The following is a 26,309-nucleotide window of genomic DNA, read 5'->3' on the forward strand; positions in this document are numbered from 1 at the left end:
TCAGGGCGCGCTTTGCAGGGATAATGAGATGGACGCTCCAGATTTTGCGGCATCAAAGTACCAGACTGGATCGTTGCAATACGTCCTGAAAATGAGGAGCGTCCACATGAAAGTATCAACTCTTGGTATCGACCTGGCAAAGAACGTTTTCCAGCTTCATGGTGTCGATCACGAAGGTCATACTGTTTTGCGTAAGAAGCTGACCCGGGCTAAGTTCGTTCAGTTTGTCATTCAACTGGAACCTTGCCTGATGGGCATGGAAGCCTGTTCATCCAGCCATCATTTTGCACGGTTATTCAGTCGCCACGGCCATGAGGTAAAACTCATTCCTCCGCAATATGTGAAGCCCTATGTCAAAACGAACAAGACGGATGCAGCAGATGCTGAAGCTATCTGCGAAGCGGTAACCCGCCCGAATATGCGTTTTGTACAGATAAAAACCGAAGAGCAGCAGGCCGTTTTAGCGTTACACACTGAACGGGGAATACTTATCCGTGAGCGGATCGCCTGTTCCAATAGTTTAAGAGCCACACTTGCTGAGTTTGGTATTACGATTGCAGCCGGACAAAGCCATTTAACCCGTGAGCTGCCAGCCATTCTGGAAGACGGCGAAAATGGTTTATCTCCCTTTGTCAGAACCAGCATCTACAGACAGGCTCACCATATCCGGGAACTTGAGGAGCAGGTTAAACAGGTAGAAGAATCTCTGGCCTCCTGGTACAGAACGCAGGAAGCCTGCAAGAGAATGGCCAAAATCCCGGGGGTTGGCATGCTAACGGCCACTTATGTGGTGGCAGCAGTGGGTAATGCCCGACAATTCAGCACCGCAAAGCAGTTTGCTTCATGGCTGGGGCTGACACCAAAGGAGCATTCCAGCGGCGGGAAACAGCAACTGGGAGGGATCAGCAAACGTGGCGATGGCTATTTCCGATACCTCCTGGTTCACGGCGCACGCGCACTTACCGCCTGGGTCAACCGGAAAGGCTCAGTTGAGGAGAACACCTGGCTTCAGGGATTGCTTGAGCGAAAGCACTACAATGTAGCTGTTGTCGCCATGGCGGCAAAAACATCAAGAATTATGTGGTCAATGTTGACACGTAACACGGAATATCAGCCTCGCCAGCCCGCCTGACACAAGGTCAGACAGTCTGACGAGGTGCTGAAAAAGAGTTAACGTCCTGGTAGGTGCAGGTGACTTCAGAAGATGGCAAAACAGGTAAGACCGCAGGCAGGATACACCGAGAGGTAGCAAGGGCAAGTCAGCCCGCAGAGGATGATTGGTACCTGCCTGGCGGATTTCATCATGGTTCGGGATAAATAAATCCCATCAGAAACCGGATATATGGCTGCATCTACCCGTTTTATCACTTAACTGAAAAATAAATTGCATCCCGGGAGCGTCCATATATGCTACCTCGCGCCCGACCCGGTAGCCTGGAGGAATAAGCGGAGGGGACCGCGGAGCGGCAATTTTCCCGCCGGGAGCCGGGATTGTAAAGGGCGTGGCGAAGAACGCCCTTTACACGTTCACGGGTATCAATGCTTCAGAAAAATAACACTGCTGAGGTGAACGGAACCCTGAGAAAGAATCACATGTTCACCCTACATGCTTAACTGGACGGTATTGAACGTGGATGAGCCGTTAAACTGACTTATTTGATGTACGAATCCAGCACTTTCAGGATCACATCCAAATCCTCTTCGCGCTTAATTTCATCGCCCTGATGCACAATGTGCTCGGTTAGATGACCTTTAATCACTTCACGCATTAATCCATTTACCGCACCGCGGATCGCCGCTATTTGCTGCAATACCGCCGCGCATTCATGCGGTTCATCCAGCATGGTTTTCAACGCCGCTACCTGCCCCTGAATCTTGCTGGCTCGGGCTTTCAGCTTTTGTCTGTCGCGGATCGTATGTGACATAGCTTTACCTTTTTAACGTATGGCTGTAGCGACAATACCATCCTCATTCTACTGGGGGGTAGTATTTAATACTGGGGGGGAGTAGAATCAAGCAAAATTAAACAACTAAGAATCATTCTCATGAGTGAGTTTTCTACGCTTCTTCAGCAAGGCAACGCCTGGTTTTTCATTCCCAGCGCGATTCTATTGGGTGTGTTACACGGGCTGGAACCAGGGCATTCCAAGACGATGATGGCGGCCTTTATTATTGCTATTAAGGGAACCATCAAACAGGCGGTGATGCTGGGGCTGGCGGCAACGCTGTCGCATACCGCCGTGGTATGGCTGATTGCGCTAGGCGGCATGTATATCAGCAAAGCGTTTACCGCCCAAGCCGTCGAGCCCTGGCTGCAGTTTGTCTCGGCGATTATTATTCTCGGGACCGCATTCTGGATGTTCTGGCGGACCAGGCAGGGAGAGCAGAACTGGCTTGCCCAGACGCATCATGACCACGATCATGGGCATCATCACCACGCTCACGAGCATCACCATGATCATGACGGTCATCACCACCATCATGATGACCACGATGACGATCATCACCATCATCATCACGAGCACGAGCATAATCACGACCATGCCGCACTGGCAGGACTCACCGAAGGCTCGAAAGAGTATCAGGATGCCCACGAACGAGCGCATGCCACCGATATTCAGCGCCGCTTTGCGGACAAAGAGGTCACGAACGGCCAGATATTACTGTTTGGTCTGACCGGCGGGTTGATCCCCTGCCCTGCCGCCATTACGGTACTGCTGATTTGCATCCAGCTCAAAGCCTTCACGCTGGGCGCGACCATGGTACTGTGCTTCAGCCTCGGGCTGGCGCTGACGCTGGTAACGGTGGGCGTGGGAGCGGCAATCAGCGTGCAACAGGCGGCCAAACGCTGGAGCGGATTTAACACGCTGGCACGCAAAGCTCCCTATTTTTCCAGCGCACTCATTGGCATGGTGGGGTTGTATATGGGGATCCACGGCTATCTGGGAATTGTCGGCTAACAAGCAAAGAGCGCAGCAGCGATTGCCGCTGCGCGTAAAACCAGATTAGCTTGCGACATTCCCCCATACCAGTTGCCCTTGATGGAAGGTCGCGGTGCGTGGGGAAATTCGCGCGACGGCTTCTGCCGAACAGGAGGCATCCACCAGCACAAAGCTGGCTTCATCCTGCGCTTTCGGCCAGACGCGCTCACCTTTATCGTTGAGCGGCAACACATCGCCAGTGGCGAGGAACAACGCCCGCGACAGGTTGAGTTCGTTGGGGCGAATATAGAGCTGCGCGTACAGATTTGCCTTTTCCAGCATGTCGCCCAGCCCGTACGGCGACCAGTGGTCAATCACGCTGTCAGTTCCGGTAATCACTTCCACACCTTTGTCACGCAGTTGCTTGAGCGGCATGTGCAAGGTACCGATCGGCACCGTCGAGGCAATGGTAATCTGCTGTGCCGCCATGCGGCCCGCCAACGAGTCTACCTGCTGTTCGTTCAACGTTGCCAGCGCAAACGCGTGGCTGATGGTCAGTTTGCCCTTTAACTGTGGCGTTTTCTCCACCGTCTCCACCATGTAATTCACTGCCGCCACGCCCGCCGGGCTGGTTTCATGCAAATGGATATCCACGCCTTTATCGTAATCCAGCGCAATCTGGAACATGGTGTCGAGGGATTTTTCCATCGCCCCATCGACGCTGGTGGGGTCCAGACCGCCGACATAATGCGCTCCCGCCTGCATCGCTTCACGCATCAGCGGTTCAGATTTTGATAACAGCAGGCCATGCTGCGGAAACGCCACGATTTCACAGGCAAAACCCGGTTGGCGACGCGCCAGTACCGCCTGCAGGTTTTCGAGATTTTTCAGCCCGGAAACCGGTTCGATATTACAGTGGCTGCGCGCGATCGAGGTGCCTTTTGACTGCAGCAGATCGATGAGCTTTTCCGCGCGCTCCTGTGTGTAAGGCTGGAGTTCAGGCAGCAGCTTTTGTTCCAGGCGGATCATATCCTGAATGGTAGTGCCTGCCGGACGGTTCAGCGAGCGCCAGGGACCGCCGTAAAAGGTTTTATCCAGATGGATGTGCATGTCGCGCATGGCGGGCAGCATCAGCTTTCCTCCCGCATCATAGTGCGGCAGCGTCGCATCCGGATGCTGCTTATTCTCGCGCAGCGCAACAATTTTCCCGTCCTGGATTTCAACGGTTTGTAGCGCGGTACGGGTATGCACCACCACCGAGTTTTCGTAATCAAACCCGGCTTCCAGCAGGACGTTATCCAGGTAATAGTGCTTATCGTTAATCGTCATTGTGCTCTTCGACCCGCAGGTGTTCCCGACAGGATTAGCAGCATACGCGACCGGAGCCACTGCGCCAAACAGCGCGGCAGCTGTCACCATTTTTCCACTCTGACTTAAAAATTCACGGCGGCTGTTACTTTCCTTCATTCACGTTTCCTCTCAGGAATGGACAATATGGGTGCCCGTTTCGCCACGCAGTGCAGCAGGCAGGCATTCCGGTGTGGTGATGATCACTCGTCTACCGCCACGCTCCAGAAACGCCAGACTGGCAACGATCTTGGGTAACATGCTACCCGGCGGGAAATGCCCCTCCTGCATGTAACGGGCCATCGTTGCGACATCCACCGTATCCAGCGCCTGCTGGTTGGGTTTACCAAAATGAATACAGACCTGCTCGACGCCGGTGGTGATGACCAGAATGTCAGCGCGGATCTCCTGCGCCAGCAGCGCCGTGGAGAGATCTTTATCAATCACTGCGTCCACGCTCTGGTAATCTCCCTGCTCGCTACGCACCACCGGGATGCCGCCACCGCCCGCGCCAATCACCACAAAGCCTTGCTGGGTCAGCGTTTTGATCGCCTCCGCCTCGACAATGCGCTTCGGTTGTGGAGAGGCGACTACCCGGCGGTAACCGCGTCCTGAATCCTCAACAAAGCGCCAGCCCGGATTGACCCGCTGCAGTTCATCGCGCTGCGCTTCACTAAAGAACGCCCCGATAGGCTTGGTGGGGTTAGCGAAGCCCGGATCGTTTTTGTCGACCTCCACCTGCGTGACCACCGTGACCGCCTTCTGCTCGCCGCGTCGTGCCAGTCGGTTGTTCAGCGCCTGTTGGATCAGATAGCCGATGCCGCCCTGCGTATCGGCGACGCAGTTTGCCAACGGGGTAAGCGGCAGCCCTTCACGCTCGTGTGCGATTTCCGCACGCCGTAGATCCAGCCCAACCTGCGGCCCGTTACCGTGCGTCAGCACAATGTTGTAGTCCGATGCCAACATCTCCAGCACCGTATCCGCCACCGCTTTCACCGCTTCAGCCTGATGTTCAATCGACTGGCTGGCGTTATCTTTGATAATGCTGTTGCCGCCAATGGCAACGACCACAAGTTCTTTCATAGTGTTATCTTCCGCGTGCAGGCGATTCAGGTCGTTTTCGTCGGTTCCTGCTCTGGCGCAGTCACCGCTTCACGGCTATCAAGAACATGCTTGAGGACAAACATGCCACTCATCATCAGGTAGGCCACAACAAACATCATCGAGCTGCCTTCGGCAAAGCCAACCGCTGGAGAGTGGATCACGCCAAACAGCGATAACAGCGCGCCAAAGGCTGCGGCAATCGCCCCGCGCAGCGGCTTATTCATAATGGCGAAGATAGCGACGCAGCCCCACAGCATGCTGGCCAGCGGCGCGCCGCTTCCCAGATGCACCAGTCCGTCGTAATAGACACCTTTGCTGTGCAGCAGATCGCTCCCCAGTTTCCCCGCAGATGTTCCGGCGGCCCCCATCACGCTGTTGACGATGGTCAATGCCCAGTTAGCAATCCACGGGAACAAGCAGATGAAGATAACGGGAACCTCGACTTTGGGCGTCTCTCGCACCACCTGATTGGCGGTCACCACACCGATAAATACCAGAATCGGCACTATCGCGGTCATCGGAATAATGGCGAGCATAAACGCTCCTAACCCAAATAACGGCACCAGGAACATGGTGATGCCTGAAGCGAGGGTATAACCGATGCTGGCACCCATCGCTTTCCAGCCCGCATGCCCAACATACACGGTCACCGGGAACGGGTTGCCGAGCATGCAACCGAGCATGGAAGCAAAACCGTTCGCCATCATGACTTTACGGGTGTTGTACTCATCCCCCGCCGCATGCGCGCTTTCAATGTTCTCGAGGTCAAAAATGTAGTTCGCCAGACCCAGAGGAACAGCAGAAGCCAGATACGGCAGCGCGTGCGGCAAACCTTGCAGGAAGCTGTCGACATGGATTTCCGGTGGGTTAAAACCAAAGGAAGCCATCGACGATTTAATGGCCTCCGGGCTTTGCAAACCAGAGATCCACGCCAGGGCCGTACCAGCAATCAGCAGCAGCAAACCGGTAGGAATACGGGCAAAAATCGGCTTCTTACCGAACCAGTTAATGAAGATCAGCAACAGGACGATGAAAGAGACGGTCGGCGCTTCAAATGCCTGCAGCATCGGGTTCATCGCCAGCAGCAGCAACCCCAGACCGGACAGACAAGACAGCAGTACCGTGCGCGGGATCATCTTGCGGATGGTCTCACCCAGGAAGGAGCCGCCCACCAGGATCAACGCTTCAACAAAACACCACACCAGCGCGATTTGGATAGCGAAGTTGGCATCTTTGGTTTGCTGATAAACCGGCATCAGCACCAGGAAGGTCACGGTAAAGATTGACGGTGCGCTCGGTCCGGACGGCAGCGCCGTCACGTCTTTACGCCCGGTGTGCTTTGCCATCTGCAGGCCAAACCAGGCATAGCAGACGCTGGCCACCAGCACCGCCAGACCAAAGGCTGGCGCAATGCGACCATAGACAATTTCGGTAGGGATCCCGACAACAAAAATGAGCAGCCCCATCATTGTCAGCAGGTTAGTCAGGTTGTTGGTCATCAGCCCAAAGTAAGCCGCCCAGTCACCACGTTTCCATTCTAGTTTTATGCTGTTCATGGAATATCCTTCACAGGTTAAGCATCGTTTGCGATCGCGGAGATCGCCCAGCCCTGCAGGTAAGCAACGTTTTTCGCTTCGCTACTGTGGGGCTAACCGCGTTAGCCCCGGTTATTGTTATTGGCAGTAGCGGTCGCGCCAGTTGAGGATCGCCTTTTCAAAACAGGCGAACGGCGGGTGAACTATTCCAGCGCCGATCATGCCGATCCCCGCATCTTTGTGCGCAATGGCGGTGTTGATCACTGGCAGAATGCCGGTGCTGCCCACGCGCGTAATATCGATAGCGGTCGGTACACCCATAAAACCAAGCAATGGAATGGTGACGTTGGGGTTTTCGCCGAGGGTGATTTCACGCATCTGGCGCGAAAAATCAACCGCCTCCTCGACCGTACCGCCCACCAGCGCCACGATGGCCGGTGCCGTCGCCATGGCGAAACCGCCAATGCCGTAGGTTTCGGTAATCGCACTGTCGCCGATATCGCGCCCGGAATCTTCGGGCTTGTAGCCCGCAAACATCGGACCAATCACCTGCTGTGCCGGACCGGTAAACCACTGACCCGGTAAGCCGCTGATGCGCAGACCGAACTCAACGCCGTTACGCGCCATCGTCGTCACCACGGTGCTGTATTCGATACCGTGTGCGGCGTCCATTGCGGCTTTACACATCGCCATCCAGGTCGGTCCGGAGAAGTAATCGCTGCTGAGGACGAACTCGAACACCTCTCGCTGTTGCTCAACCGGATAGCCGGTCTGAATAATCCACGGCGTCAGCGCCTGAATCAGCAGCGCCGTCCCGGCGTTGTTGCGGTTGTGACACTCATCGCCCATATGCAGCGCCTGAGCCAGCATCAGACGCAGATCGATTTCGCCCGCCAGCTTCATGGCGTCGCGCAGCATCGGTCCCATCACATCGCGCATCCAGTTCAGGCGCTCGATAACGCTCTGATCGTTCGCCCCCATGCGCAGGATCTTCGCCATCTGCTCGCTCATATTGGTATATGCGCGGTTGCCGTAAGTTTTGTTCTCAACGATGTGCATAAACATCGATGCCGAGGTCACGCCCGCCATCGAGCCGACACAGTCATGCTCGTGGCAGGGTGAGAAGATGATTTCACCCGAGGCGGCCAGTTCGGCGGCTTCATCCAGATCTTTCGCCAGCCCTTCAAACACCAGCGCACCGGTTACCGCGCCCTTCATTGCGCCGCACATTTTTTCCCAGCGGATTGGCGGCCCGGCGTGCAGGATGGTGTTACGGGTCATGCCCGGTACGACGTTGATCGCCTGGTCATAGCCAATCAGCACCGGATGCGACTGAATAATGCGTTCCAGCGCCTGCTGGTTAGCGGCAGCAATTTTGTCTGCCAGCGGCGAATCGGCAATGTCGTCCAGCGCAGCCACGACCTGCATGTTGCCCTGGCCCGGCGGCGTCCAGTCGAGTTGAGTCACGGGTACGTTTTGCTTTTTCAGGTCATCGCTGAACATCGCGATGCCGACGTTAATCACGTTCAGCGGCTGGTTAAACAGTGTCTGGCTCATCAGGCTTTCTCCCCCTTACAGATAAATTCACGCGCCAGCAATCCGGTGTTGGTGCTACTGCTCGCCCAGATAACGCCAGCATCGGTCAGCATCTGACACTGTTTTTCCAGTGACGGCGTATCAAGATCGGTTCCCAGCACATAGCCGAGGATCTCAAGCGGACGCCCCTCTGCGGCGGCGATCGCTTTGGCTTCAACGATCGCCTCAAGCATCACGCCAACCGGATCTTCATGCGATCCAAATCCAAGAACGAAGTCCATAACGATCACGCCGACTTCAGGATCGCGCGCTTCCTGCAACAGACGACTAATGCGGTTGGTCGGATCGATCATCGGGTGCGGTTTACCATTGGTAAAATCGTCATCACCGAAATCGAGGAAGGTATGCGCCACGCTGCGATTGAGATCCGTTAGGCGGAACGCCGGATCCGGATGAATGTTGCTATAAACTTCGGCATGTTTTTCCATGGCGGCAAACATCGCCTCATCGCACAACGTGCCGCCGCAGAATAAGCCACGGATGTACTTTTGCTGCGGGGTGAGGCGGGCGCGAACCTCTTCAATCAGCGGCCAGTTGAGCGGATGGAGATCCAGGCTCTCTTTTTTCACGCCGGTCAGCAATACCGCTTTCAATGCCGCCTCTTTAGTTCCGCGTGCAAACTGCAGACCTTTTTCATCTGCAGGCGCGGCTTCACGGCCGAGGAAACACACCACAACGGGCTTATGACAGGCGCGCGCACGTTCCAGCACCTTGCGCGCCACCGCGGTCGCGGGAGGTTTGGAAATAAGTGCGATGATCTCAGTTTGCGGATCGGCCTCCAGCATGCCAATCGCGTCAAGCATCATCAGGCCACCAATCTTTTCGCTCAGATCGCGCCCACCGGTGCCAATCAGTTGGGAAATCCCGCCGCCAAACTCGTGAATACGTACGCTCAGTTCCTGGCTACCGGTACCGGACGCACCAACAATCCCGATGTTGCCGCGACGCACCGCGTTGCCAAAACACAGCGCCGCGCCGTTGATAATGGCGGTTCCGCAATCTGGCCCCATCATCAACAGCCCTTTTTCATGCGCCAACTGCTTAAGCGCCAGTTCGTCTTCAAGAGAGACGTTGTCAGAGAACAACATCACATTGAGGTTATTTTGCAGCGCCTGACGCGCCTCACGCGCGGCAAACAGGCCATTGACCGAGATCACCGCCAGATTGCTGTCAGCGACGTGCTTCTTCGCGCTGGCCAGCGTGGCATAGCGCGCTTCATGCTGACCGCCCTGCTCTTTATGCGTAAACAGATCGTCAATCGCCATCAGCGTCTGGTCATTCGCCGCCTCGCTGACGCCTTTAATGACAATCATCAGGTCGCCACTTTTCGCCTCTTCAAGTTCAGACGTCAGCAGGCCGAGATTCTTCAGTACGCCCTTATTCATTTCTGTCGCCATAGCCACGAACGCCTGCTCAACGCCATCGAGCTTATTTGCGCGTGTGGAAATAGACATCAGTGAGACAGAATCAAAATACGTGTTCTTTTTAACAACTATCCTGATCGACATAATTCCCTCCGGACCTGTGGCTCAGGGCGCAGGCATCCGCCATGCCATACAGCATGTCGCAGCCAGAACTTGAGCCGATATTTTTAATGTCAGTAATATATTGCGTAGAAACGGGTTGTTGCTCAGTAATAATATGGTTCAGCAGCCGTCCGACGCTTTCCCGATAACGTTGATGAAAGGCTTCCTCCAGCGTTATTTTGCTGAGTAACGTTGTATTATTTCCGGCACGTTGTAAGGCAACTAAAAAATCTTCACGATATTTCCCCAGCGGATGCCCGGGAATAAATAGAATGGTGCTTAAGCCCACTAAATAATCATCCGATGAGGGCGTCAGACCAATCCCCAGACCAATTAAATGGCTGACCGCTGTAGAGATATTTTCTCCTGTATGTAACGCCGCCAGTAAAGTTTGTCGGCGGTTGAGTAATTGACGGGTGATTTCCTGATAAAACGGGTTATCTCCCTGGTACAAAAATAATGAGTCATCGCTTCTTAGCTGTTGGCGGATAAGCTCTTCCCAGCACAGCCAGCGGATTGCGGCAAGGCTTACTGCATCTGGCGTCCAGCGTGGTATGCGCCACGGCAGGCACCCGGAGGTTTCTATCCATTTATCGTTGCCAACCGCTATCCCCGACCGGGTAAAACTGACCCACTCACCGGGGTAAAACAGCTCTTCACAATGCGTCAGCGCCAGCCGACAGCTGTTAGGCGCGTTATCACAACCTTCACTCAGTAACGTCAGCAGTCGCTGCTGTTCGGGTATTAACAGGTTTACCGCGCGGGAAAAAACCTGTTCCACCCGTCCCGTTCCCCGGAAAGCGAGAAACGCGCCGTCTGCGGTTAGCGCCTGTACGCATCGCCGTGATGGCGTAGCGATAGTGGCGCTCCTCTGTCAGGCTCCGGCCGCAATCAGCAGTTCGGCAATCTCGTGATACCCTTTCTCCCGCGCCAGTTCCAGCGGGGTTTTACCGTATTTATCCGTCATGTGCGGGTTTGCGCCATGGTCGAGCAGCAGCTTAACGATTTCTTGCTGCTTCGCGCCGCCGTCATTAAGCACGATGGCTTCCAGTAACGGCGTCCAGCCGACAAAGTTGGTATGGTTAACATTGATATTGGTACGCAGCAGTAGTTCGCGGACGATCTCGACATGGCCTTTTTCGCTGGCAGGCGTAATACCAACGCCGCCAAACCGGCTCAGGCAATTGAGATCGGGGTTGGCCGGCAATACGATACGCAGCAACGTTAAATCATTAGTCAGACAGCTAATCAGGAATGGATTAAAACAGGTTTGATCCTGTTTATTAATATCGGCACCAGCGGCAATCAATAAAGAAACACAGTCATAATGCTTATTCAGGCTGGCAATAATAATGGCGGTGCGTCCCTGGCGGTTAGTGGCATTAATATCCACACTTTTTGCCAGGCAGGATTTTAATCCATCAGCACTGCCCTGCTCTGCCGCCAGCAGAAATTCAGTAATGAGTTCTTTCTCTGACATAATCGCTCTCCTGCAGTTTTTTAGACTTTTTAAATATCCAATAAGCTGAGAATAGCAACAGAGCGCAGAGAATAATATCCGCTTAAAATTCATTCATCGTAAGCGTGTCGATTATTGAATTATATTTAACAATGAGAACAAAACGTGCTGTAGTGCAATCTTTTCCTTATGACAGAGCTGCTTTTTGCCATTAATCAATAGTCAGGAAAATCAGGCGCGATGCTGCACGGATAGCGGCCTGCAATTAATATACAGAAGTGTGATTGCCTTCAAATCAAATGTAAAACTAGTGTTAAATTCTGTTCAAAACTGATTGCTCTGTATAAGGATTACAAATACATTCAACAATCATCGCATCGCGGATACGCGTTTGCCGCCGGAGGGGAGAAAGATGAATTCAATTTTTACCGAGGAAAACCTGCTGGCATTTACCATGGCTGCCCGCTATAGCAGCTTTAGCAAAGCGGCTGAAGAACTTGGCTTAACCACATCGGCAATTAGTTACACCATTAAGCGCATGGAGCTGGGGCTTGATGTGGTGCTGTTTACGCGTAGCACCCGTAGCATTGAGTTGACCGAATCTGGTCGCTATCTGTTTCGCAAGGCCACCGACCTGCTCAACGATTTCCACGCCATCAAGCGCAGCATTGATACCATTGCTCAGGGTATTGAAGCCCGGGTACGTATCTGTATTAACCAGCTGTTATATACCCCTCAACACACGGCGCGACTGCTGCAGGTACTCAAGAAACAGTTCCCTACCTGCCAGATAACCGTCACCACCGAGGTGTATAACGGCGTCTGGGATTCGATCATCAACAACCTTGCCAACATCGCTATCGGCGCGCCGGATACTTTACTGGATGGCGGCGGGATTGATTACACCGAGATCGGCGCGATCCGCTGGTCGTTTGCGATTGCCCCGGATCATCCGCTGGCTTTTATGCCTGAACCGATTTCTGAGAGCCAGTTGCGCCTGTACCCGAACATCATGGTGGAAGACACCGCGCACACCATCAACAAAAAGGTCGGTTGGCTGTTACACGGCCAGGAGTCGATCCTGGTTCCCGATTTTAATACCAAATGCCAGTGCCAGATCCTGGGTGAGGGCATCGGTTTTCTGCCGGACTATATGGTGCGCGAGGCGATGGAAAAGTCGTTGCTGGTCACGCGGAAGATCCACAACCCGCGTCAGGATTCACGGATGTTGCTGGCAACCCAGCATTCAGCAACCGGTCGGGTAACACAGTGGATTAAAAAGGAGTTTGGCCCACAAGGGGTGTTGACGGGAATTTATCAGGATTTGCTGCATCGGGAGTGATGCCCCGGACGGCGGTTATGCCATCCGGGGTACTTAATCTTTTCAGGCGCGAATATCGTCGTACTCACGGGTTTTATCAAACTCATGTTTGGCAAACGGGCACAGCGGAATAACTTTGCGGTTTTCGGCACGCATTTTCTCCACCACCTTCGCCACCAGCTGTTTACCAACGCCCTGACCTTTCAGGCTGGGATCGACATCGGTATGTTCAATAATGCTGAGATGCTCACCCGTCGGCACGAAGACAATCTCGGCAACCTGATTGCCTTCAGCATCGTTAACATAAAACTTATTGTGGCCTGCAAGAATTTCCATGGTCCCCTCACTCATTTCTGGCGATATTTCAGCGCACCGCTCGGACAGGTATCAATCACTTTAATGACCGTTGCGACATCCACTTCATCCGGAATGATCCACGGTTTACGCTTCAGATTAAACAGCTTAGCGCTTCCCCGCACACAGTTGCCCGAATGCTGACATATCGCCGTATTGAAGTAGACATCAATCTTCTCGCCGGTATAGGCCCGGTAACCTGCATCCAGTAGTTCCTTATCCACGACATTGCCTCGCATTTTTTATTGTCTGGGTCTAATCATAGACCTGTGCGAGGCCGAAGAAAGCAGTTGGCACCAGAAATATCACTCAGACCTTTTCTGCATCGACGGCTGCGGCTCTGGCGGCAAATACTCCAGCATCGCAGGCGTCGGCGGCGGCAGGCGGTTATCGGCGATATCCCTGTCCACATCGATATGACTGATTTCACCATTCTCATGATGGTGGACCGTCAGCACCCGCGCTTTGTTGAGTTCTGTAACCAGTTCCCGGGTAATGCGTAAACTTTCCGCCAGCTCATGGTCTTCCAGTCCGGGCCTGCGGCTGCGGCGTTCTACACGAAAACGATACTGGTTGTACTTCGCCCAGCTTATCAGCACCAGTCCGTTGACCAGCGCGACAAGGATGTAAAACGTGACCGTATCCAGCGTGGTGAAAAAGGGTCGCACGCCCATATAAGGTGAGTGCGCCAGAGCCGCGATCAGCCCTTTATAGATCAAATAGATAAATCCAACCCAGGCGATGACCGTCAACAGCACGTCAATAATGCGCGGCAACAAACGCCGCTCCGTAAAGATCAGTGGCTGGCTCATGATTCGATCCTCCCAATTCCACGGTCGGGACTCACCCAACGCGCCCTGCCGCGTTTGCGTTTGAGCATGACTTTCGGGAAAGCGACCAGCGTGGTGAACAGGCTTAGCATCCAGTACACCACCGGAAACCAGATAATCCAGAACAACGACGCGCCAATGCCTTTTTCGTAGCGCCGCTCAATCATCAGGCTCACCGCAAACTGCAGCAAGCACACCACGCCGAGGATAAGTCCGGTAAAGGCCGGCGGGAACAGATGTTGTACATACAGCGAGTCCGGCATCGGGATCATCAGCCCTAACAGGAACAACACGATACTGACAGCATAGGCAAACGACCAGGCGGTAGAAAAACAGAACTCAAGAAACAGCGGCCACATGCGGCGGAACTCCCACGACCACAGGCGGCGCATGTTAACGATAAACACCTCTGCTCCCCCCTGAGCCCAGCGCAGACGCTGCTTCCACAGCCCTCTTAACGTTTCAGGCATTAAGATCCAGCACAGTGCTCGCGGCTCAAAGAATACTGACCAGTGGCGCAATTGCAGCTTCCAACTGATGTCGATGTCTTCGGTGATCATGTCCGGGCTCCAGTAACCGACCTCGGCCAGCGCGCGACGACGAAACGCCGCAACCACGCCAGAAACGGTAAAGATCTGCCCATAGACTCGCTGTGTACGCTTAATCAAGCCGATAATGGAAGAAAACTCACCGACCTGCACCCGACCGATTAAGGTGGAGCGGGTTCGAATACGTGGATTCCCGGTCACTGCACCGACGCGCGGGAACTGGATAAGCGGAGCCACAATATAGGCAACGGCATCACGGTCCAATAACGCATCGCCATCAATACACACCAGGTAATCACTGCGCGCCGCGGCTGCCCCGGTCTTAAGCGCCAGCGCTTTGCCCTGGTTTTCAGCCAGATGAATCACCCGCAGACTGGGGTATTCCACAGCCAGTTGTTCCAGCACGTCGTGGGTATCATCCGTTGAACCATCGTTGATGGCAATCACTTCGATGTTCTTATATCGCTGCGCCAGCGCGGCCTCAATGGTTTCACGCGCATTGATCCCTTCGTTAAAACAAGGGATCAAAATGGAAACCAGCGGATTTCCCTGTAGCGTCGGCGGCGGCGTGTCATCTCCCCATTTCCAGTGGCGTTCACGGTAAAACCAGAAATAGACCCCGCCGCTTATCCACAATGCTGACATGAATAAGGGCCAGAAGAAGACAAAGTTCAACATCACTTCACCTGTAAAGACGACAGCCACGCCAAACGGCAGGCTGAACATCAGGCAAAGTATCAGGAAAGCAATAATGCGATCTGTCATTTTTGCGGGTACCAGTATGAGGAGAACGTCGAGCGAATCTCTGACATCTCAGGTTTGTCGCTGATGAAATCATCCGGGTAATAGCCGTAGTTACCTGCACCGCTTAATTTCAGTTGGCGCATCCATTCGGCTATTTGTTTTCCGCTGATTTCAGCCTCGTCCCCGGATTTACGCCAGTCTCGTGCCTGTAGTTCAAACACGGTTTTGTCCAGCGCGCCGGGCGTTTGTGCAACGGCATTCACTAATCTGTCGAGCCAGGCGTTGGCATCATTAGCCGGGATCTGCTCCATGAATGGCATCGCCATCGGTGCCGTCCAGTCATAGGTATTGAGGAAATCATTCAGATTCTGCGCAAACCAGGCTTCACTCTCCGGCTCCAGTACCGGCATCGCGTAAATATTGCGCGCAGTTTGCACCTGCGGACCGCGAATATTACGCACCGCCTGGGTCAGCTGTTTGGTGAAGTCGATCAGCACCTTACTTTTTAGTCGCGTCCAGCGCTCAAACGACTGTGGGTTGCTACGGATTTGCTCAATGCTGCCCGGAAGACCTGCGGCGCGGTAGGCGGCTACCGCCTCCGGTGACGCATCTTCAAAATCCGTCAGGAAAGCATCGTCGTGGAACAAAATCCCTTTAAAGCTGGCATGCTTCGCCAGGTCTTCATAGATTTCAGTGATGCGTTTACGCGCTTCGCTGTCCCAGGGAGACAGACGAACATAGTTCTCGCGGTTGATCGTAGTACGGCCCGTTTTCGGATCCCAGGCGGTTACGCGTGGAATGGAAGCGTCGAGATCGAAAGCCAGAACCGGCATCCAGGCATACACCGTCACCCCTGCCCGCGTTTGTAACTGCCAGGAGATATAGTTAAAGAGGTCGGCGCGCATTGGCAGCCAGCGGTTGGGGAAATAGAGCTCGCGAATATTCCCGTCGCCCTGCGGATCGGCGTAGGCCTGCAGGAAGACATGAGAAATGCGCATGTCATAAACGCGCTGGATAAGCTTGTCGATGTTTCGCTTCTGCTGGGCCGGATCTTTGTCATATACGTAATCCAGATCGACATGCATCACGCGCATCGTCTGCGGTTCACGTACCTGCGCAACCTGGCTGGCAAAGCGCTTCAGAGAGGGGTTATCAGAGATCAGCACGCGTGGAATATCGTCGAGAAACGCGGCATTCGCCAGCCCTTCGTTGAGCGTGAAGGCCATCTTATAGCCATGATCTTTAGCCAGGTTTAACGTTGTGCCGTTGGCCGCGCCGTAAGGCCAGACCCACGCGCGCGGCGATTTCCCGGTCACCGATTTAATCTTATTGGTGATAAGAGAGATATCCGCGTTTATGCGTCGCGTGTACTGTTCGTCCGTTTCGTAAGCGCCGGTCTTCTTATCATACAGGCGGTTCGCCACCGCCGGTTCTTTACTTCCCTGCGGGTTGGCTTCGCCACCGAAATGCGAGTTCCAGGTGTGCGCACCGACTTCCACCAACGGCGATTTGCCCATTTCTTCGACCATTTTCCAGGTGGCAAATTTATCTCGCGCCGTCATTAGTCCGCCAAAATCGACCTTTTTGTTGGCGGGGGCATCAACCCAACTCCCTACCGGAGCCCAAAGCGCAGGCCAGTTGTAGGCTTTCAGAAGCGGCCAGACGCGGGTATAAAAACTGCTATATCCGTCATCAAAGGTGAGCAGTACCGCTTTTTCTGGCAACACGATTTTACCGTCATGGGCGTCCAAAATTTGCTGCACGCTGATCGGGTTATAGCCATTATCACGCAGCCACGCCATTTGGTCGCTCAACGCGCTGGTGCGCACAGAAAGATAGCGCTGGTCGGCGGCGCCATCCTCAACGTCGTGGTAGCCGAGCACCAGAAAGCTATTTTTCGGCCACGGATGATCCGCCGTCAGCGGCGTTCTCTGTGCGGGAGGAACATAGCGAGGCGTTGTATTGTGCGCGCTACTGCACGCGGTAATCATCAACCAGCCAGCGATTAATGCGCTAAGCCACAGGCATCTTTTCAGCATGAACAATCCTTAAAACCTGACATTTAAATCGAAAGCGAGGGAGATATTCCGCTCACGTTTACCGTCGTAGGGGCGTTTATCCCAAATCAGCATCACCCCACCATCTACGACGTTGTTCCATTTGAGCCGTTGTCCATATCCCACCTGAACGATGGCACCAGCGTCCTGGCCTTGCTGCCAGTAGCCACCGACACCTGCCAGGCCTTGCTGAGTCCAGACGGTGTCATAGTGGCGGTAAAGAACCTGCTCCGCGCTCAGGCCCGGAACAACGGAAAAATCACTCTTCGGGTTGTAATACGGCACATTCTCTTTGGTGTTAGTGCTCCCGCCGATGCCTGGGGTAAAGTCCAGAGTGAAGCGCGGCGTCGTCCACATGCGTTCTTTTCCGCTGAGTCCGTATTCGATGCGATCGTTACCATCTGAGAAATGTGATGCGGCGAACGACAGTTGATATTCACGTCGTTCGTTTTGATACCAGCGGACAAACATATCGCCGCCGTTGGCATACACGCCGCTACGCAGCGCGCGCAGTGGCGTATTACGCGACAAACGCTCGGCCGAACCGCCTACGCGCCAGTTGTCATTGAAGTCATGCCAACCGGAAAGACGTCCACCAATCTTCTGACCATCGCCATAATTTCGGCCAGACACTTCCATTTCCGCCCAGTAATCACGGGAAGTCCATTCCGCGCCTGCCGCCAGATCGCGGCTGATCCCCTTGCCTTCTTCAAATTCACCGGTAGCAAAGTTGAATCCGGTAAACAGTCGCCAGTTGTCGTTAATTGGCGGGGAGTAAATCGCCGTGTTGATGTTGAAATCATTCTTACCGCTGACTGGGCTATCGGAAGAGATCCCCTGCGTGCCGCTAATACGCACTTCCGACATTTTGTGGACATCACGAATACGCGCGAGGCGCAGCGTCGCTTCGTCATCCGGGCTACGGGCGATAACGTCATCCGTCAGTTCATCGGCTTGCTTCCACTCCTGGAGATCCAGCGCAACGTAAGCCTGCTGACGCTCCAGCTCCAGGTTGCTTGGCTCAATCACTTCCGCAAGCTTCAGCTCTTTCTCCGCCGCATGTGGCAAGCCACGCGCTTCAAGTACAGAGGCATAAGATATGCGCAGTCCCTGGTTACCTGAGCCTGTTCGCGCCAGATGCTCTGCGAGCTTTTCTGCCTCTGGCAATTCATTGGCAGCAATATGATATTGCGTCAGCAGCGACTGTGCGAGCAGCCAGTTATCGTTAGGCTGCGGCGTTGGCGAACCATAGATACGTCGCAGGTACGGACTCTCTTTGATTAAGTTTTCGGCCTGCTTTTTAGCAGCATCAAAGTTTTCATTATCGATATGCGCGTAGAACAGATCCTGTTGATCCTCTGGGCCGAGCGGCATAACAGGAATCGGTCCGTTCGGATAGTAGATGCTCATCAGCATCGCTTCGGTTTTTTCTGGCTGGCGCTCGCTTAACCATGCCGATGCTACCCAGCGTTTTGCGTAGTTTGGCACTTCGCCGCTTGCAGACAGCGATTCGTATTCATTAATCACTTCAGAAGTACGTTTACGAACCAGCAAAGCGCCCATGCGGTCAATTCTCGCCCGACGAACATCATTCTGCGCGGATGGTTCATCCTTCCAGGCAACCAGTAACTGGTCATAACGGGCCAGGGCTTTATCCGCCACGATAAACCGTTCTTCTTCATTCCGCGCGGACGTATAGGAGGAACGTACCATTTCGGCGGCAGCATCAAGTTCAAGGCGACGCTTCACAGGATCTGCTGTAGGTACTACCTCCGCCATATTTAGAGCGGGCCCGGAAACGCGGTTTGCTGACAGAGCAGATAGCAGCGTGGATTTTGCATTTTTATTATCTGGATCAACGTCATCTGCCTGGCTGGCAACCAACAGCGCGTCCCAGTTTTTCCCCTGGGAATGATAGACATAGGCAAGTAACGCGTCGGAGTCTGCGCCCGGATGCGCCTGTGCCCATTTATTCGCTTCAGTAAGGGCTTGCTGGTTGTAGCGAGCATCCGCCAATGTCATTATCCAGCCGGTACGTACGTCAACGTTGTCAGGTTCTTCCTGTAAAACGCTTTCCCATACCGCCAATGAATCATTCCAGTTTTTCTGGTTACGGTACGCACGAGCAGCGGCGACTTTGCCGCGCGCAGGCACTTCCATCTGCCCACGATAGCGCTGCCAGATTGCAATGGTGGTTTTATCGTTGTTCTCAACCCAACTGGAAACTTGCAGCCAGTCGGCAACCTGATTTGGCGATAGCGCGCTTTGCTTTCCCTGATCCTCAAGATAACGCAATAACGGCGCACTATTACCACTTCGCGCTTCAATAACCAAAGCGTCATAATCTGATACCGCTGCAGAGATTTGCATAGGAAAAAGAACGCTTGCCGTAAATAAACAGCTTAAAGACTTAAAACGTTTAATGAAGTTGGCATGTCGACGCATACTTAACATATCTGCCCTTATAACTTACATCAGAGTAAAAATAAGCGTTTTCAATAGATTACGGTCAATCCCTGACGGTTGCCGACCATGTAAGATGCACTATCGCTTATTTCGTAATAGGGTTATGAAGCAATTAATTCTTTCGTCTTATTGACTACCCGAGCCTCGTCCTCTAATCGTTGGAAAGGAGGCGTAAACTCAAAAATTTTATCACTCAGCGTAGTTCGTGGCTATGCGATAAGAAAACTCTTAGACAAAAAAAGTATTTTAGACCAAATTATCCTAATACTCTTGGGATTGAATTCTGGATTTAGATTAAGTTTGCATGACGAAACCTTGTGCTGCTGATAACTATTGCTGGTTAGCATAGCTACACCGCGCAACTGTTTGCATGGTAACTATTTTGCGAGATGGATAGAGAAAAATCTGATATGTGCACTCTGCTAAGAATAAAGATAACAATATACGTAATATAACTTAATTTCCGTCCTCAAACAGGACCAATAAGATGAAAATAAGGATACAGTTGCGAGAAGAATTAGGTACAGTAAAAATTCAATGAAATCAAACGAGTTTTTTAATCCATGAGTAAAACCTACCATAATTGGTATTTTGATATTCGACAGAATTCCTGCGCAAGAAATTGTGTTTTGCTCTACTCGGAAATGTATTTACCAACCTTGTGTATTATTGACAATATCAACCACAAACAACTTTTTAACCCTACAGATAGCAAGCTTGATTTTATTGAGCGTAGCGCTTCCAGCATAATTTTTTGCACTTACCTTCCCTTCAGCCTTTCAGGTAATCTTGACTAAGACGCCAACAGGGACTGAACAATGAAAATCGTTAACGCAGAAGAAGAGCACATCCACGCCATACGCGATATCTACGCCCATCATGTTATTCACGGTACTGGCAGCTTTGAAACTGACCCGCCGGATACCCGCGAGATGCTGGCACGTCTGGAAAAAATCCGCAGTCTGGGACTGCCGTGGGTTGTTGCACTGCAGGAAGATAAGGTCATAGGGTATTGTTATCTCACTCGCTATCGCGAGCGATATGCCTACCGCTATACCCTCGAAGATTCGATTTACATTGACCCGACGGCACAGCGTCAGGGGGCGGGAAAAGCGTTGCTCCGCCATGTCATTGACTGGGCCGAAACGCACGGTTACCGGCAGTTGATCGCCATCGTCGGCGACAGCAATAATCAGGGATCGCTGAAGGTCCATCAACAGGCCGGATTTACGCAAATCGGCACGCTAAAGAACATTGGCTTTAAACATGGACTCTGGCTTGATACGGTATTACTGCAACGCAACCTGGGCGCAGGCGACAGCACCCTACCAGCAGATTCCGGTGCCGCTATTTAACACTACTTAGGGATGACTTCAGGATACTGCCCTCTGGTAACCCACAGCTAAATTTGTGTGACCCAAGCGCATAGTAATGCCTCCTGTCATCCGGCCAATATGTCGTACATTCAGACCAACAGAATAACAATCCCGGCATAACGTAGTTATTATTTAATTCTCAAATAGTTAAGCCTGTTAGAACGAAAAAAGCACCCGAACGTTAATGAACGGATGCTTTAAAAATACACTCACTCAGTTTTACTTAGCGGGCGGTCCCACCTGATGCGTCATAAGCATCGTAGGACTGACGTCTTTTCAGCCCGAAGTTGATTCATCCCTACGCGTGATGTTTCGCCAAATCCCTCCCGAAAGTCTCAGGTTTTCCGGACCGCTTTTCAGGATTTGAGTAACACATTTAAGGTAATTGTCCTTCCAGCGAGCAATGAAAGAAGACTGACTTTCGAATCTATGCGGAGAGACCATTTTCTCCAGCACAAAATGGATGCGCCCGTCTCGCCAAACCGGAACACCAAATACGGTTGGCAAGTGCATTTTCCAGGCAAGGCGAGAGCAAAAGGAAGAGTAGGTAATCTGCTGACCGAAAAAGTCGATAGTCGGCGCACTCAAATTCAGCGCACCGTCTATCGCCACCACAAGCGACTGCCCACTATGTAAGGTCTGCATGCATGCCCTGACCACGTCCGCTTCGCTTTTATCGCTAACCGAAATCAATCGCTCACCGTAGCCCCCTTTGAGCACGCCAGGAGTGGAAGCCACCCATTTGCTGTTCATCTCCAGCAAAGACAGGATCATCGGCCCGGCATACATTGCGCCCAGATGAGCCGAGACAATAATGCAGCCACGCTGATCGAGCTGCAGCCCTCGGAAAAACTGCTCAACATGCGATATATCGGCCAATCGGTACATGGGTTCGTCGGCCTGCTCTCCTCGGCATTCAAGCCAGTCGAGGAGAAAATTATCTGCAAGATAGCCCCACTTCGCTCGGCGCTCCCATTCATGGCGCTCGATACCTGACTGTTTGCCGGCAATTTCCCATGCCCAGTCAAGGCGCTCATGCGGCAGGTTAACGGCGGAAATTTTCCCATCAAGCGCCAACAGCCCCTCCTCGAATGACTGAGGCAGATGATTTCCCCTGGCCCGAACATAGTGTGCAAAAACGTTTTCCGCTTCGCTTGTTTTCCCCGCCTGTAACAACGCCGCCGAGGCATAACGGTTCCATTTGCTCGTAACCCCTTTTTCCTTTGCCAGTTGTACAAACTGATCGCTGGCAGCAGCGTATTGCCCCACCTGACGCAGCGCTCGAGCATACATTGCTCTGACATAATGAAGTTCAGGATGACAAGCGAGCGACTGTTGCAGCAACGGAATGGCTTTCTCGTTCTGACCTGTTCTGATTAAGGCATCGGTATACAGGGTCACGATACGCAAATTATCAGGGGTAAAACGTAGGGCATGACGCCAATGCTCAGCGGCCTGAAGCTTCACTTCCTGGCTGCGGCCGGATTGATAGCAGGCAAGCCCCAGGCTACGACGCAGCGCAGCGCCATCTAACCCACGGGCTAATGCGGATTCTCCAGTCTGAATGGCTTCCTGATATTTGCCAACAGCGCAGAGCGTATCAATCGCCAGACCCGCCGACTCCTGCTTTTCTAAAGCGAAGAAAGGGAGCAATGCGCAGGCCAGGTCATAATCGCCTGGTAGGGGGCTTTTATTTAAGAAACTGAGGCAGGTCGCAATCATATCTACCCGTGGGGGAACTTCCTGCGCCTGAATTCTGGCCAGCGAGATTGCCTGTTGCCCTTTATCCGCCAGAGTCAAGCTGCGCAAATGGAGCGCAAAAATTTTGCTGTTACCAGAAAAAGCGAGCCGTGCCCGCTCGGTTAAATCAGCAACAGTCGTATATTGTTTACTTTTAAGCAGTGCGCTTGCGACCAGCAGAACATCATCCGGCTGGCACGCATTCACCGCCAGCAGTTTGTTAACCACCTGTAGTACAGTGTCCCGATGATGTGATGCCAGCGGCGAAATAACCCATCGTCGCAATAAATTACGACTATTCCTTGCCGTCAGCACACGGTCGGACAATAACGCCATCCCGGCATCTGTTTCATCTTTACGTAAACACGCAATGGCGAAGAGAATAATATTCTGCTCATTTCCGGCACTATCGAGCACTTTTTCAGGATGCTGAGCAAAATAGCGGTATAGCCCATCCCAATCCTCTTGTTTGAGCAGGGTGGTAGGCGATATTTTTTCACATGTAGAGAGCAAGCTCATCGTTTTTCCTTAATAAGCTTTATTCACGCATCCGCCTGATGGTTATCAGGAGCGAGGTCACCAGGTACGCGATACCCAGCAACACAAAGAACAGTAACCACTTTGTACCATCGGCATAGCGGGTGGTGTCCGACACCACCATTGGTTGAGAAATGATCAGCAAATACCGCCTCTCACGTAGCGCTTGCAGCTTCCCCTGCTGTAAGGTTTGTAACGCAGATTCCCAGCGTGTTTTAGCGATTTCACTCTGCAGGCGAAGATCTTCAAACAAAGACAAACTTTCTGAAGATCCCTGCGACCCTAACTTATTGGACAGACGGTTACGCTGCTCGCCGATCTGCTTTTCCAGGACCTTGATTTTGGCCGACAGTCTGGGAATAAGGGGGTTTTGATCCAAACCATTAGCCATTAATTGCGCATATTCCGCTTTCGCCTCCGCCAGTTGCGTTTCAAAACCTGCAATCAGTTGATAAATCGCGGTCACTGTTTCCTGTGGTTCAATATCTTTTTGTATATGCTGTATTTTTAGCAATTCAAGCCGAACCGCCCCCAGATTTTCCTGGGCCGATTTAACATCGTTCTCCAGCCATAATATCCGTTCCTGCTGCATCCGCGCTGAAACGGTATTAACGTGCTGTTCCGCAAAAGCCAAAATACGCTGGGCAAAAAACTCAGCCTGTTCCGCACTCCGTGCCTTCACGTTTAAACGCAGCATGCCCTGTTGAATATCAATAGCGACCGAGACTTTTGATAAATAGTAACGATAGGGATCATCATTAATTCCCAGCGGCGCGTGATAGCGGGAAAATAATGCGATATCATCCTGCGCAAAATAAGATAAAAAGCCGAGTTCTTTTTCCATTCGATCCATCATTTCTTTCGAAAGAATAAACTCGCGAACCTGAAAGCCTTCTGACATCTCATTACCTGCGCCAAAGAAAGCTGTTCCAGAAAAATTATCCTGGCTGGCATCAGTTTGCACAATAAAGGTGGCATCCGCGCTGTAAAAACGCGAGGTAAATAACCACGACATAAGCATAATAATCAGTAGCGGCAAAGCAATATAAAGAAAGAGTCGACGTAGCGATCGTTTGGCTTGCTGAACACGCCGTTCTTTAATAACCAATGATGCTCTACGGACAGAATCAGCATCCGTCGCAGACCAGACTGAGTCTGGTAGATTATGACTTATCGATTCTGCCATTTTTTCCTTCTGGCGAAGGGCGTATTCTTCTTTTTGTTGCAGTCGCGAGGCTCGGTTTTCTTCTGCTACCTTCGCCCTTCCTTCTTTCCATTTTTTAATACGTTCTGAATTTTCCACACGCTATCCGTATATTTTCTATTTAAATATCAAAAGAATAATCATCAGCTTGCATCATCGCCTGATTTAACTGATATTGTTCAAAAAGCGCAGACGCTTGGGCTAAATCTTCACACATGGTAATTTTCCCATGCAGCAGTACGCCAAAGGCATGGCAGTGTTCTTTAATAAGCCGGGGGTTGCGTGTTAGCACAATCAACCCTTTCTGCTTTAGCTCATGAGCTAGCGCCTCCTGCATACGCGATTGTGAGGCATTGTCCCCGGTATACAGCTTGTCATCGGCAATATAAAGACGGCAGGGAAGCAGTAAATTAATGGCAAATGCCAGATGCGCTTTCATCGTGACAGAGTATTCACTCACCCTGTCGGTATAGCGCTGTTCAAGCTGGGTCAATTGATAGCAAAAATGTGAAAACTCATCTCCATCCAGACCATAAAGACTGGCCATCATGCGCGCATTCTCTTCGCCGGTTAATCCGGGCAGAACAAAAGCATTTGCCCCCAGCGGAAGTGCATCACCCCGCAGCCCCAGAAAATCCCCTTCATCAGGAGCATCTATGCCGCACAGCACTCGAGTTAGCGTCGTTTTGCCTGAACCAGGAGCCGCCAGAATACCGATATGCTCATGGTAATCCATGACAAAATCTGTTTTATCAAGGACCACTCGCGGGCCTTTATCAGACTCAAAATAGCGTGTACAACCTAATAAACCGAACACGAACGCGTCTCTCCTGAAGCTAAAGTCAGTGATTTTTAGTGTCATAAACCCGGTGAAAAATGATGCCCGCGAGGAATAACGTTGCGGAAAATGCCAGAGGATAAAAAGGTTCAAGGTAAAAAGAGTGGTACCCTTCAAACATTCCTTCTCTGACTATCTCATTGACATGAAGAAGAGGATTCCAACTGAATATACTTAATAATGAATATGGCAATTCATTCGCAGTATAAAATACAGCTGAAATCAAAAACATAGGTCTTAACACCACAGGAACCGCTTTATAGACCAGCGAAAACCGTTCAGACAGAGCATCACAAAAGTAACCAAACGATAGCCCCAGCAGCCAGGCGATAACCATCCCTTCAAAAATAAGGATCGGTTTATGGGCTTCCCAACGGGAGAAGATAAGAAAGTTAATCAATGAAACAATAATATAAATGATAACCGCATTAACAAATTCGACTGCGGCGAGAGCAAAAATCACATATCGTTTTTTAACCTGAGAGACAACCGCCAGTGATGTAAAGAATGAACGAGTGCGCATGGTAGCAGTAATGGTGTAGCGAAATAACAGATACGGTAATATACCTGAAATAACAAAGCTGATATCGTCAGTAAATATTGGAACTGCACGATTCAAATATTGGAAGGAAATAACGGTAATGGTTATCCATACCAATGGCACGGCCAATACCATCATATAATTTAGCACATTACCATTATATCGCGTCTTGATGTCGCGCGACATGAGTAAAATAATCAACTCACAGACGGAAATGAGTTTTACAAAATAATAAGTATTATTTTTCAAAATATTCATATGGCGA

At 52.0% G+C, this 26,309-nt stretch carries 22 protein-coding genes; 4 read left to right on the forward strand and 18 right to left on the reverse strand.

Annotation, left to right across the window (positions count from 1 at the left end):
* Window positions 1-106 precede the first annotated feature (106 nt).
* Entirely contained in the window at window positions 107-1,132 is a 1,026-nt protein-coding gene (locus tag OGV94_RS03765) for an IS110 family RNA-guided transposase (protein ID WP_286522466.1), read from the forward strand.
* Between the two features lie 520 nt (window positions 1,133-1,652).
* Here OGV94_RS03765 and rcnR read toward each other — a convergent pair.
* Window positions 1,653-1,925 carry a Ni(II)/Co(II)-binding transcriptional repressor RcnR gene (gene rcnR / locus OGV94_RS03770; RefSeq protein WP_100194805.1) on the reverse strand — a complete coding sequence of 91 codons (273 nt, stop codon included), beginning with the start codon at window positions 1,923-1,925 and terminating at the stop codon, window positions 1,653-1,655.
* Window positions 1,926-2,045: 120 nt separating this feature from the next.
* Between rcnR and OGV94_RS03775 the strand changes: the two genes are divergently transcribed.
* A complete protein-coding gene (locus OGV94_RS03775) occupies window positions 2,046-2,960 on the forward strand; it encodes a nickel/cobalt efflux protein RcnA (RefSeq protein ID WP_286522622.1) in 915 nt (304 codons plus the stop codon).
* 45 nt (window positions 2,961-3,005) lie between these two features.
* On the opposite strand, the gene OGV94_RS03780 is transcribed toward OGV94_RS03775, so the two are convergent.
* The 7 genes from OGV94_RS03780 to OGV94_RS03810 form a co-directional block, all read right to left on the reverse strand.
* Window positions 3,006-4,388 carry an amidohydrolase family protein gene (locus OGV94_RS03780; protein WP_199994610.1) on the reverse strand — a complete coding sequence of 461 codons (1,383 nt, stop codon included), beginning with the start codon at window positions 4,386-4,388 and terminating at the stop codon, window positions 3,006-3,008.
* Between the two features lie 12 nt (window positions 4,389-4,400).
* Window positions 4,401-5,351, reverse strand: a complete 951-nt coding sequence (locus OGV94_RS03785; protein WP_047408952.1) for a carbamate kinase family protein — start codon at window positions 5,349-5,351, stop codon at window positions 4,401-4,403.
* A gap of 26 nt (window positions 5,352-5,377) precedes the next feature.
* Complete coding sequence (locus OGV94_RS03790) at window positions 5,378-6,928, reverse strand: hypothetical protein (RefSeq protein WP_047408949.1); 1,551 nt, start codon at window positions 6,926-6,928, stop codon at window positions 5,378-5,380.
* A 117-nt stretch (window positions 6,929-7,045) separates the two neighbouring features.
* Complete coding sequence (locus OGV94_RS03795; RefSeq protein WP_047408946.1) at window positions 7,046-8,464, reverse strand: YlbE family protein; 1,419 nt, start codon at window positions 8,462-8,464, stop codon at window positions 7,046-7,048.
* Window positions 8,464-10,011, reverse strand: coding sequence for an acyl-CoA synthetase FdrA (gene fdrA / locus OGV94_RS03800; RefSeq protein WP_286522625.1), 1,548 nt, complete (start codon window positions 10,009-10,011; stop codon window positions 8,464-8,466). Before fdrA ends, OGV94_RS03795 begins: the two co-directional genes overlap by 1 nt.
* The gene (locus OGV94_RS03805) at window positions 9,989-10,810 is read right to left on the reverse strand and encodes an oxamate carbamoyltransferase subunit AllH family protein (protein WP_075145668.1); all 822 of its coding nucleotides are present in this window, start codon (window positions 10,808-10,810) and stop codon (window positions 9,989-9,991) included. Before OGV94_RS03805 ends, fdrA begins: the two co-directional genes overlap by 23 nt.
* A gap of 93 nt (window positions 10,811-10,903) precedes the next feature.
* The gene (locus tag OGV94_RS03810) at window positions 10,904-11,509 is read right to left on the reverse strand and encodes an ankyrin repeat domain-containing protein (protein WP_286522627.1); all 606 of its coding nucleotides are present in this window, start codon (window positions 11,507-11,509) and stop codon (window positions 10,904-10,906) included.
* A gap of 391 nt (window positions 11,510-11,900) precedes the next feature.
* Between OGV94_RS03810 and OGV94_RS03815 the strand changes: the two genes are divergently transcribed.
* Complete coding sequence (locus tag OGV94_RS03815; RefSeq protein WP_043017460.1) at window positions 11,901-12,830, forward strand: LysR substrate-binding domain-containing protein; 930 nt, start codon at window positions 11,901-11,903, stop codon at window positions 12,828-12,830.
* A gap of 42 nt (window positions 12,831-12,872) precedes the next feature.
* Here OGV94_RS03815 and OGV94_RS03820 read toward each other — a convergent pair whose 3' ends face one another.
* The 6 genes from OGV94_RS03820 to pgaA all read right to left on the reverse strand — a co-directional run bounded on the left by OGV94_RS03820 (window position 12,873) and on the right by pgaA (window position 19,796).
* The gene (locus OGV94_RS03820; protein ID WP_003033869.1) at window positions 12,873-13,145 is read right to left on the reverse strand and encodes a GNAT family N-acetyltransferase; all 273 of its coding nucleotides are present in this window, start codon (window positions 13,143-13,145) and stop codon (window positions 12,873-12,875) included.
* 11 nt (window positions 13,146-13,156) lie between these two features.
* Complete coding sequence (gene yjdI, locus OGV94_RS03825) at window positions 13,157-13,387, reverse strand: 4Fe-4S mono-cluster protein YjdI (protein ID WP_047413384.1); 231 nt, start codon at window positions 13,385-13,387, stop codon at window positions 13,157-13,159.
* 81 nt (window positions 13,388-13,468) lie between these two features.
* Window positions 13,469-13,975, reverse strand: coding sequence for a poly-beta-1,6-N-acetyl-D-glucosamine biosynthesis protein PgaD (gene pgaD / locus OGV94_RS03830; protein ID WP_043017461.1), 507 nt, complete (start codon window positions 13,973-13,975; stop codon window positions 13,469-13,471).
* Window positions 13,972-15,306, reverse strand: a complete 1,335-nt coding sequence (gene pgaC / locus OGV94_RS03835) for a poly-beta-1,6-N-acetyl-D-glucosamine synthase (RefSeq protein WP_043017462.1) — start codon at window positions 15,304-15,306, stop codon at window positions 13,972-13,974. Before pgaC ends, pgaD begins: the two co-directional genes overlap by 4 nt.
* Window positions 15,303-17,324: a poly-beta-1,6-N-acetyl-D-glucosamine N-deacetylase PgaB gene (gene pgaB, locus OGV94_RS03840; RefSeq protein WP_043017463.1), complete on the reverse strand. Its 2,022-nt coding sequence runs from the start codon at window positions 17,322-17,324 to the stop codon at window positions 15,303-15,305. The genes pgaC and pgaB overlap by 4 nt, the downstream gene beginning before the upstream one ends.
* Window positions 17,325-17,333: 9 nt before the next feature.
* Window positions 17,334-19,796, reverse strand: coding sequence for a poly-beta-1,6 N-acetyl-D-glucosamine export porin PgaA (pgaA, locus tag OGV94_RS03845; protein WP_286522629.1), 2,463 nt, complete (start codon window positions 19,794-19,796; stop codon window positions 17,334-17,336).
* A gap of 830 nt (window positions 19,797-20,626) precedes the next feature.
* Here pgaA and OGV94_RS03850 point away from each other — a divergent pair.
* A complete protein-coding gene (locus OGV94_RS03850; protein WP_075145667.1) occupies window positions 20,627-21,163 on the forward strand; it encodes a GNAT family N-acetyltransferase in 537 nt (178 codons plus the stop codon).
* A gap of 297 nt (window positions 21,164-21,460) precedes the next feature.
* Here the strand turns inward: OGV94_RS03850 and vexE are convergent, their stop codons facing one another.
* From vexE to vexB, 4 genes are read right to left on the reverse strand one after another with little or no spacing between them, the layout of a single operon-like run.
* Window positions 21,461-23,443, reverse strand: coding sequence for a Vi polysaccharide transport protein VexE (gene vexE, locus OGV94_RS03855; protein WP_286522631.1), 1,983 nt, complete (start codon window positions 23,441-23,443; stop codon window positions 21,461-21,463).
* A 19-nt stretch (window positions 23,444-23,462) separates the two neighbouring features.
* Complete coding sequence (gene vexD / locus OGV94_RS03860) at window positions 23,463-24,764, reverse strand: Vi polysaccharide ABC transporter inner membrane protein VexD (RefSeq protein WP_286522633.1); 1,302 nt, start codon at window positions 24,762-24,764, stop codon at window positions 23,463-23,465.
* 22 nt (window positions 24,765-24,786) lie between these two features.
* Complete coding sequence (gene vexC, locus OGV94_RS03865; RefSeq protein WP_286522696.1) at window positions 24,787-25,482, reverse strand: Vi polysaccharide ABC transporter ATP-binding protein VexC; 696 nt, start codon at window positions 25,480-25,482, stop codon at window positions 24,787-24,789.
* A gap of 25 nt (window positions 25,483-25,507) precedes the next feature.
* Window positions 25,508-26,302: a Vi polysaccharide ABC transporter inner membrane protein VexB gene (gene vexB / locus OGV94_RS03870; protein ID WP_043017469.1), complete on the reverse strand. Its 795-nt coding sequence runs from the start codon at window positions 26,300-26,302 to the stop codon at window positions 25,508-25,510.
* Between the last annotated feature and the right edge of the window lie 7 nt (window positions 26,303-26,309).

The sequence above is a fragment of the Citrobacter sp. Ce006 genome, from assembly GCF_030336535.1.
Lineage (GTDB): Bacteria > Pseudomonadota > Gammaproteobacteria > Enterobacterales > Enterobacteriaceae > Citrobacter > Citrobacter europaeus.

What these genes read in the sequence shown, in the direction of transcription:
- OGV94_RS03775 (WP_286522622.1), top strand. Translation starts at nt 2,046, where the DNA reads ATGAGTGAGTTTTCTACGCTTCTTCAGCAAGGCAACGCCTGGTTTTTC.
- fdrA (WP_286522625.1), bottom strand. Translation starts at nt 10,011, where the DNA reads ATGTCGATCAGGATAGTTGTTAAAAAGAACACGTATTTTGATTCTGTC.
- OGV94_RS03790 (WP_047408949.1), bottom strand. Translation starts at nt 6,928, where the DNA reads ATGAACAGCATAAAACTAGAATGGAAACGTGGTGACTGGGCGGCTTAC.
- OGV94_RS03810 (WP_286522627.1), bottom strand. Translation starts at nt 11,509, where the DNA reads ATGTCAGAGAAAGAACTCATTACTGAATTTCTGCTGGCGGCAGAGCAG.
- OGV94_RS03780 (WP_199994610.1), bottom strand. Translation starts at nt 4,388, where the DNA reads ATGAAGGAAAGTAACAGCCGCCGTGAATTTTTAAGTCAGAGTGGAAAA.
- rcnR (WP_100194805.1), bottom strand. Translation starts at nt 1,925, where the DNA reads ATGTCACATACGATCCGCGACAGACAAAAGCTGAAAGCCCGAGCCAGC.
- pgaB (WP_043017463.1), bottom strand. Translation starts at nt 17,324, where the DNA reads ATGCTGAAAAGATGCCTGTGGCTTAGCGCATTAATCGCTGGCTGGTTG.
- vexB (WP_043017469.1), bottom strand. Translation starts at nt 26,302, where the DNA reads ATGAATATTTTGAAAAATAATACTTATTATTTTGTAAAACTCATTTCC.
- pgaD (WP_043017461.1), bottom strand. Translation starts at nt 13,975, where the DNA reads ATGAGCCAGCCACTGATCTTTACGGAGCGGCGTTTGTTGCCGCGCATT.
- OGV94_RS03815 (WP_043017460.1), top strand. Translation starts at nt 11,901, where the DNA reads ATGAATTCAATTTTTACCGAGGAAAACCTGCTGGCATTTACCATGGCT.
- pgaA (WP_286522629.1), bottom strand. Translation starts at nt 19,796, where the DNA reads ATGTTAAGTATGCGTCGACATGCCAACTTCATTAAACGTTTTAAGTCT.
- OGV94_RS03765 (WP_286522466.1), top strand. Translation starts at nt 107, where the DNA reads ATGAAAGTATCAACTCTTGGTATCGACCTGGCAAAGAACGTTTTCCAG.
- OGV94_RS03820 (WP_003033869.1), bottom strand. Translation starts at nt 13,145, where the DNA reads ATGGAAATTCTTGCAGGCCACAATAAGTTTTATGTTAACGATGCTGAA.
- pgaC (WP_043017462.1), bottom strand. Translation starts at nt 15,306, where the DNA reads ATGACAGATCGCATTATTGCTTTCCTGATACTTTGCCTGATGTTCAGC.
- OGV94_RS03785 (WP_047408952.1), bottom strand. Translation starts at nt 5,351, where the DNA reads ATGAAAGAACTTGTGGTCGTTGCCATTGGCGGCAACAGCATTATCAAA.
- vexE (WP_286522631.1), bottom strand. Translation starts at nt 23,443, where the DNA reads ATGAGCTTGCTCTCTACATGTGAAAAAATATCGCCTACCACCCTGCTC.
- OGV94_RS03795 (WP_047408946.1), bottom strand. Translation starts at nt 8,464, where the DNA reads ATGAGCCAGACACTGTTTAACCAGCCGCTGAACGTGATTAACGTCGGC.
- OGV94_RS03850 (WP_075145667.1), top strand. Translation starts at nt 20,627, where the DNA reads ATGAAAATCGTTAACGCAGAAGAAGAGCACATCCACGCCATACGCGAT.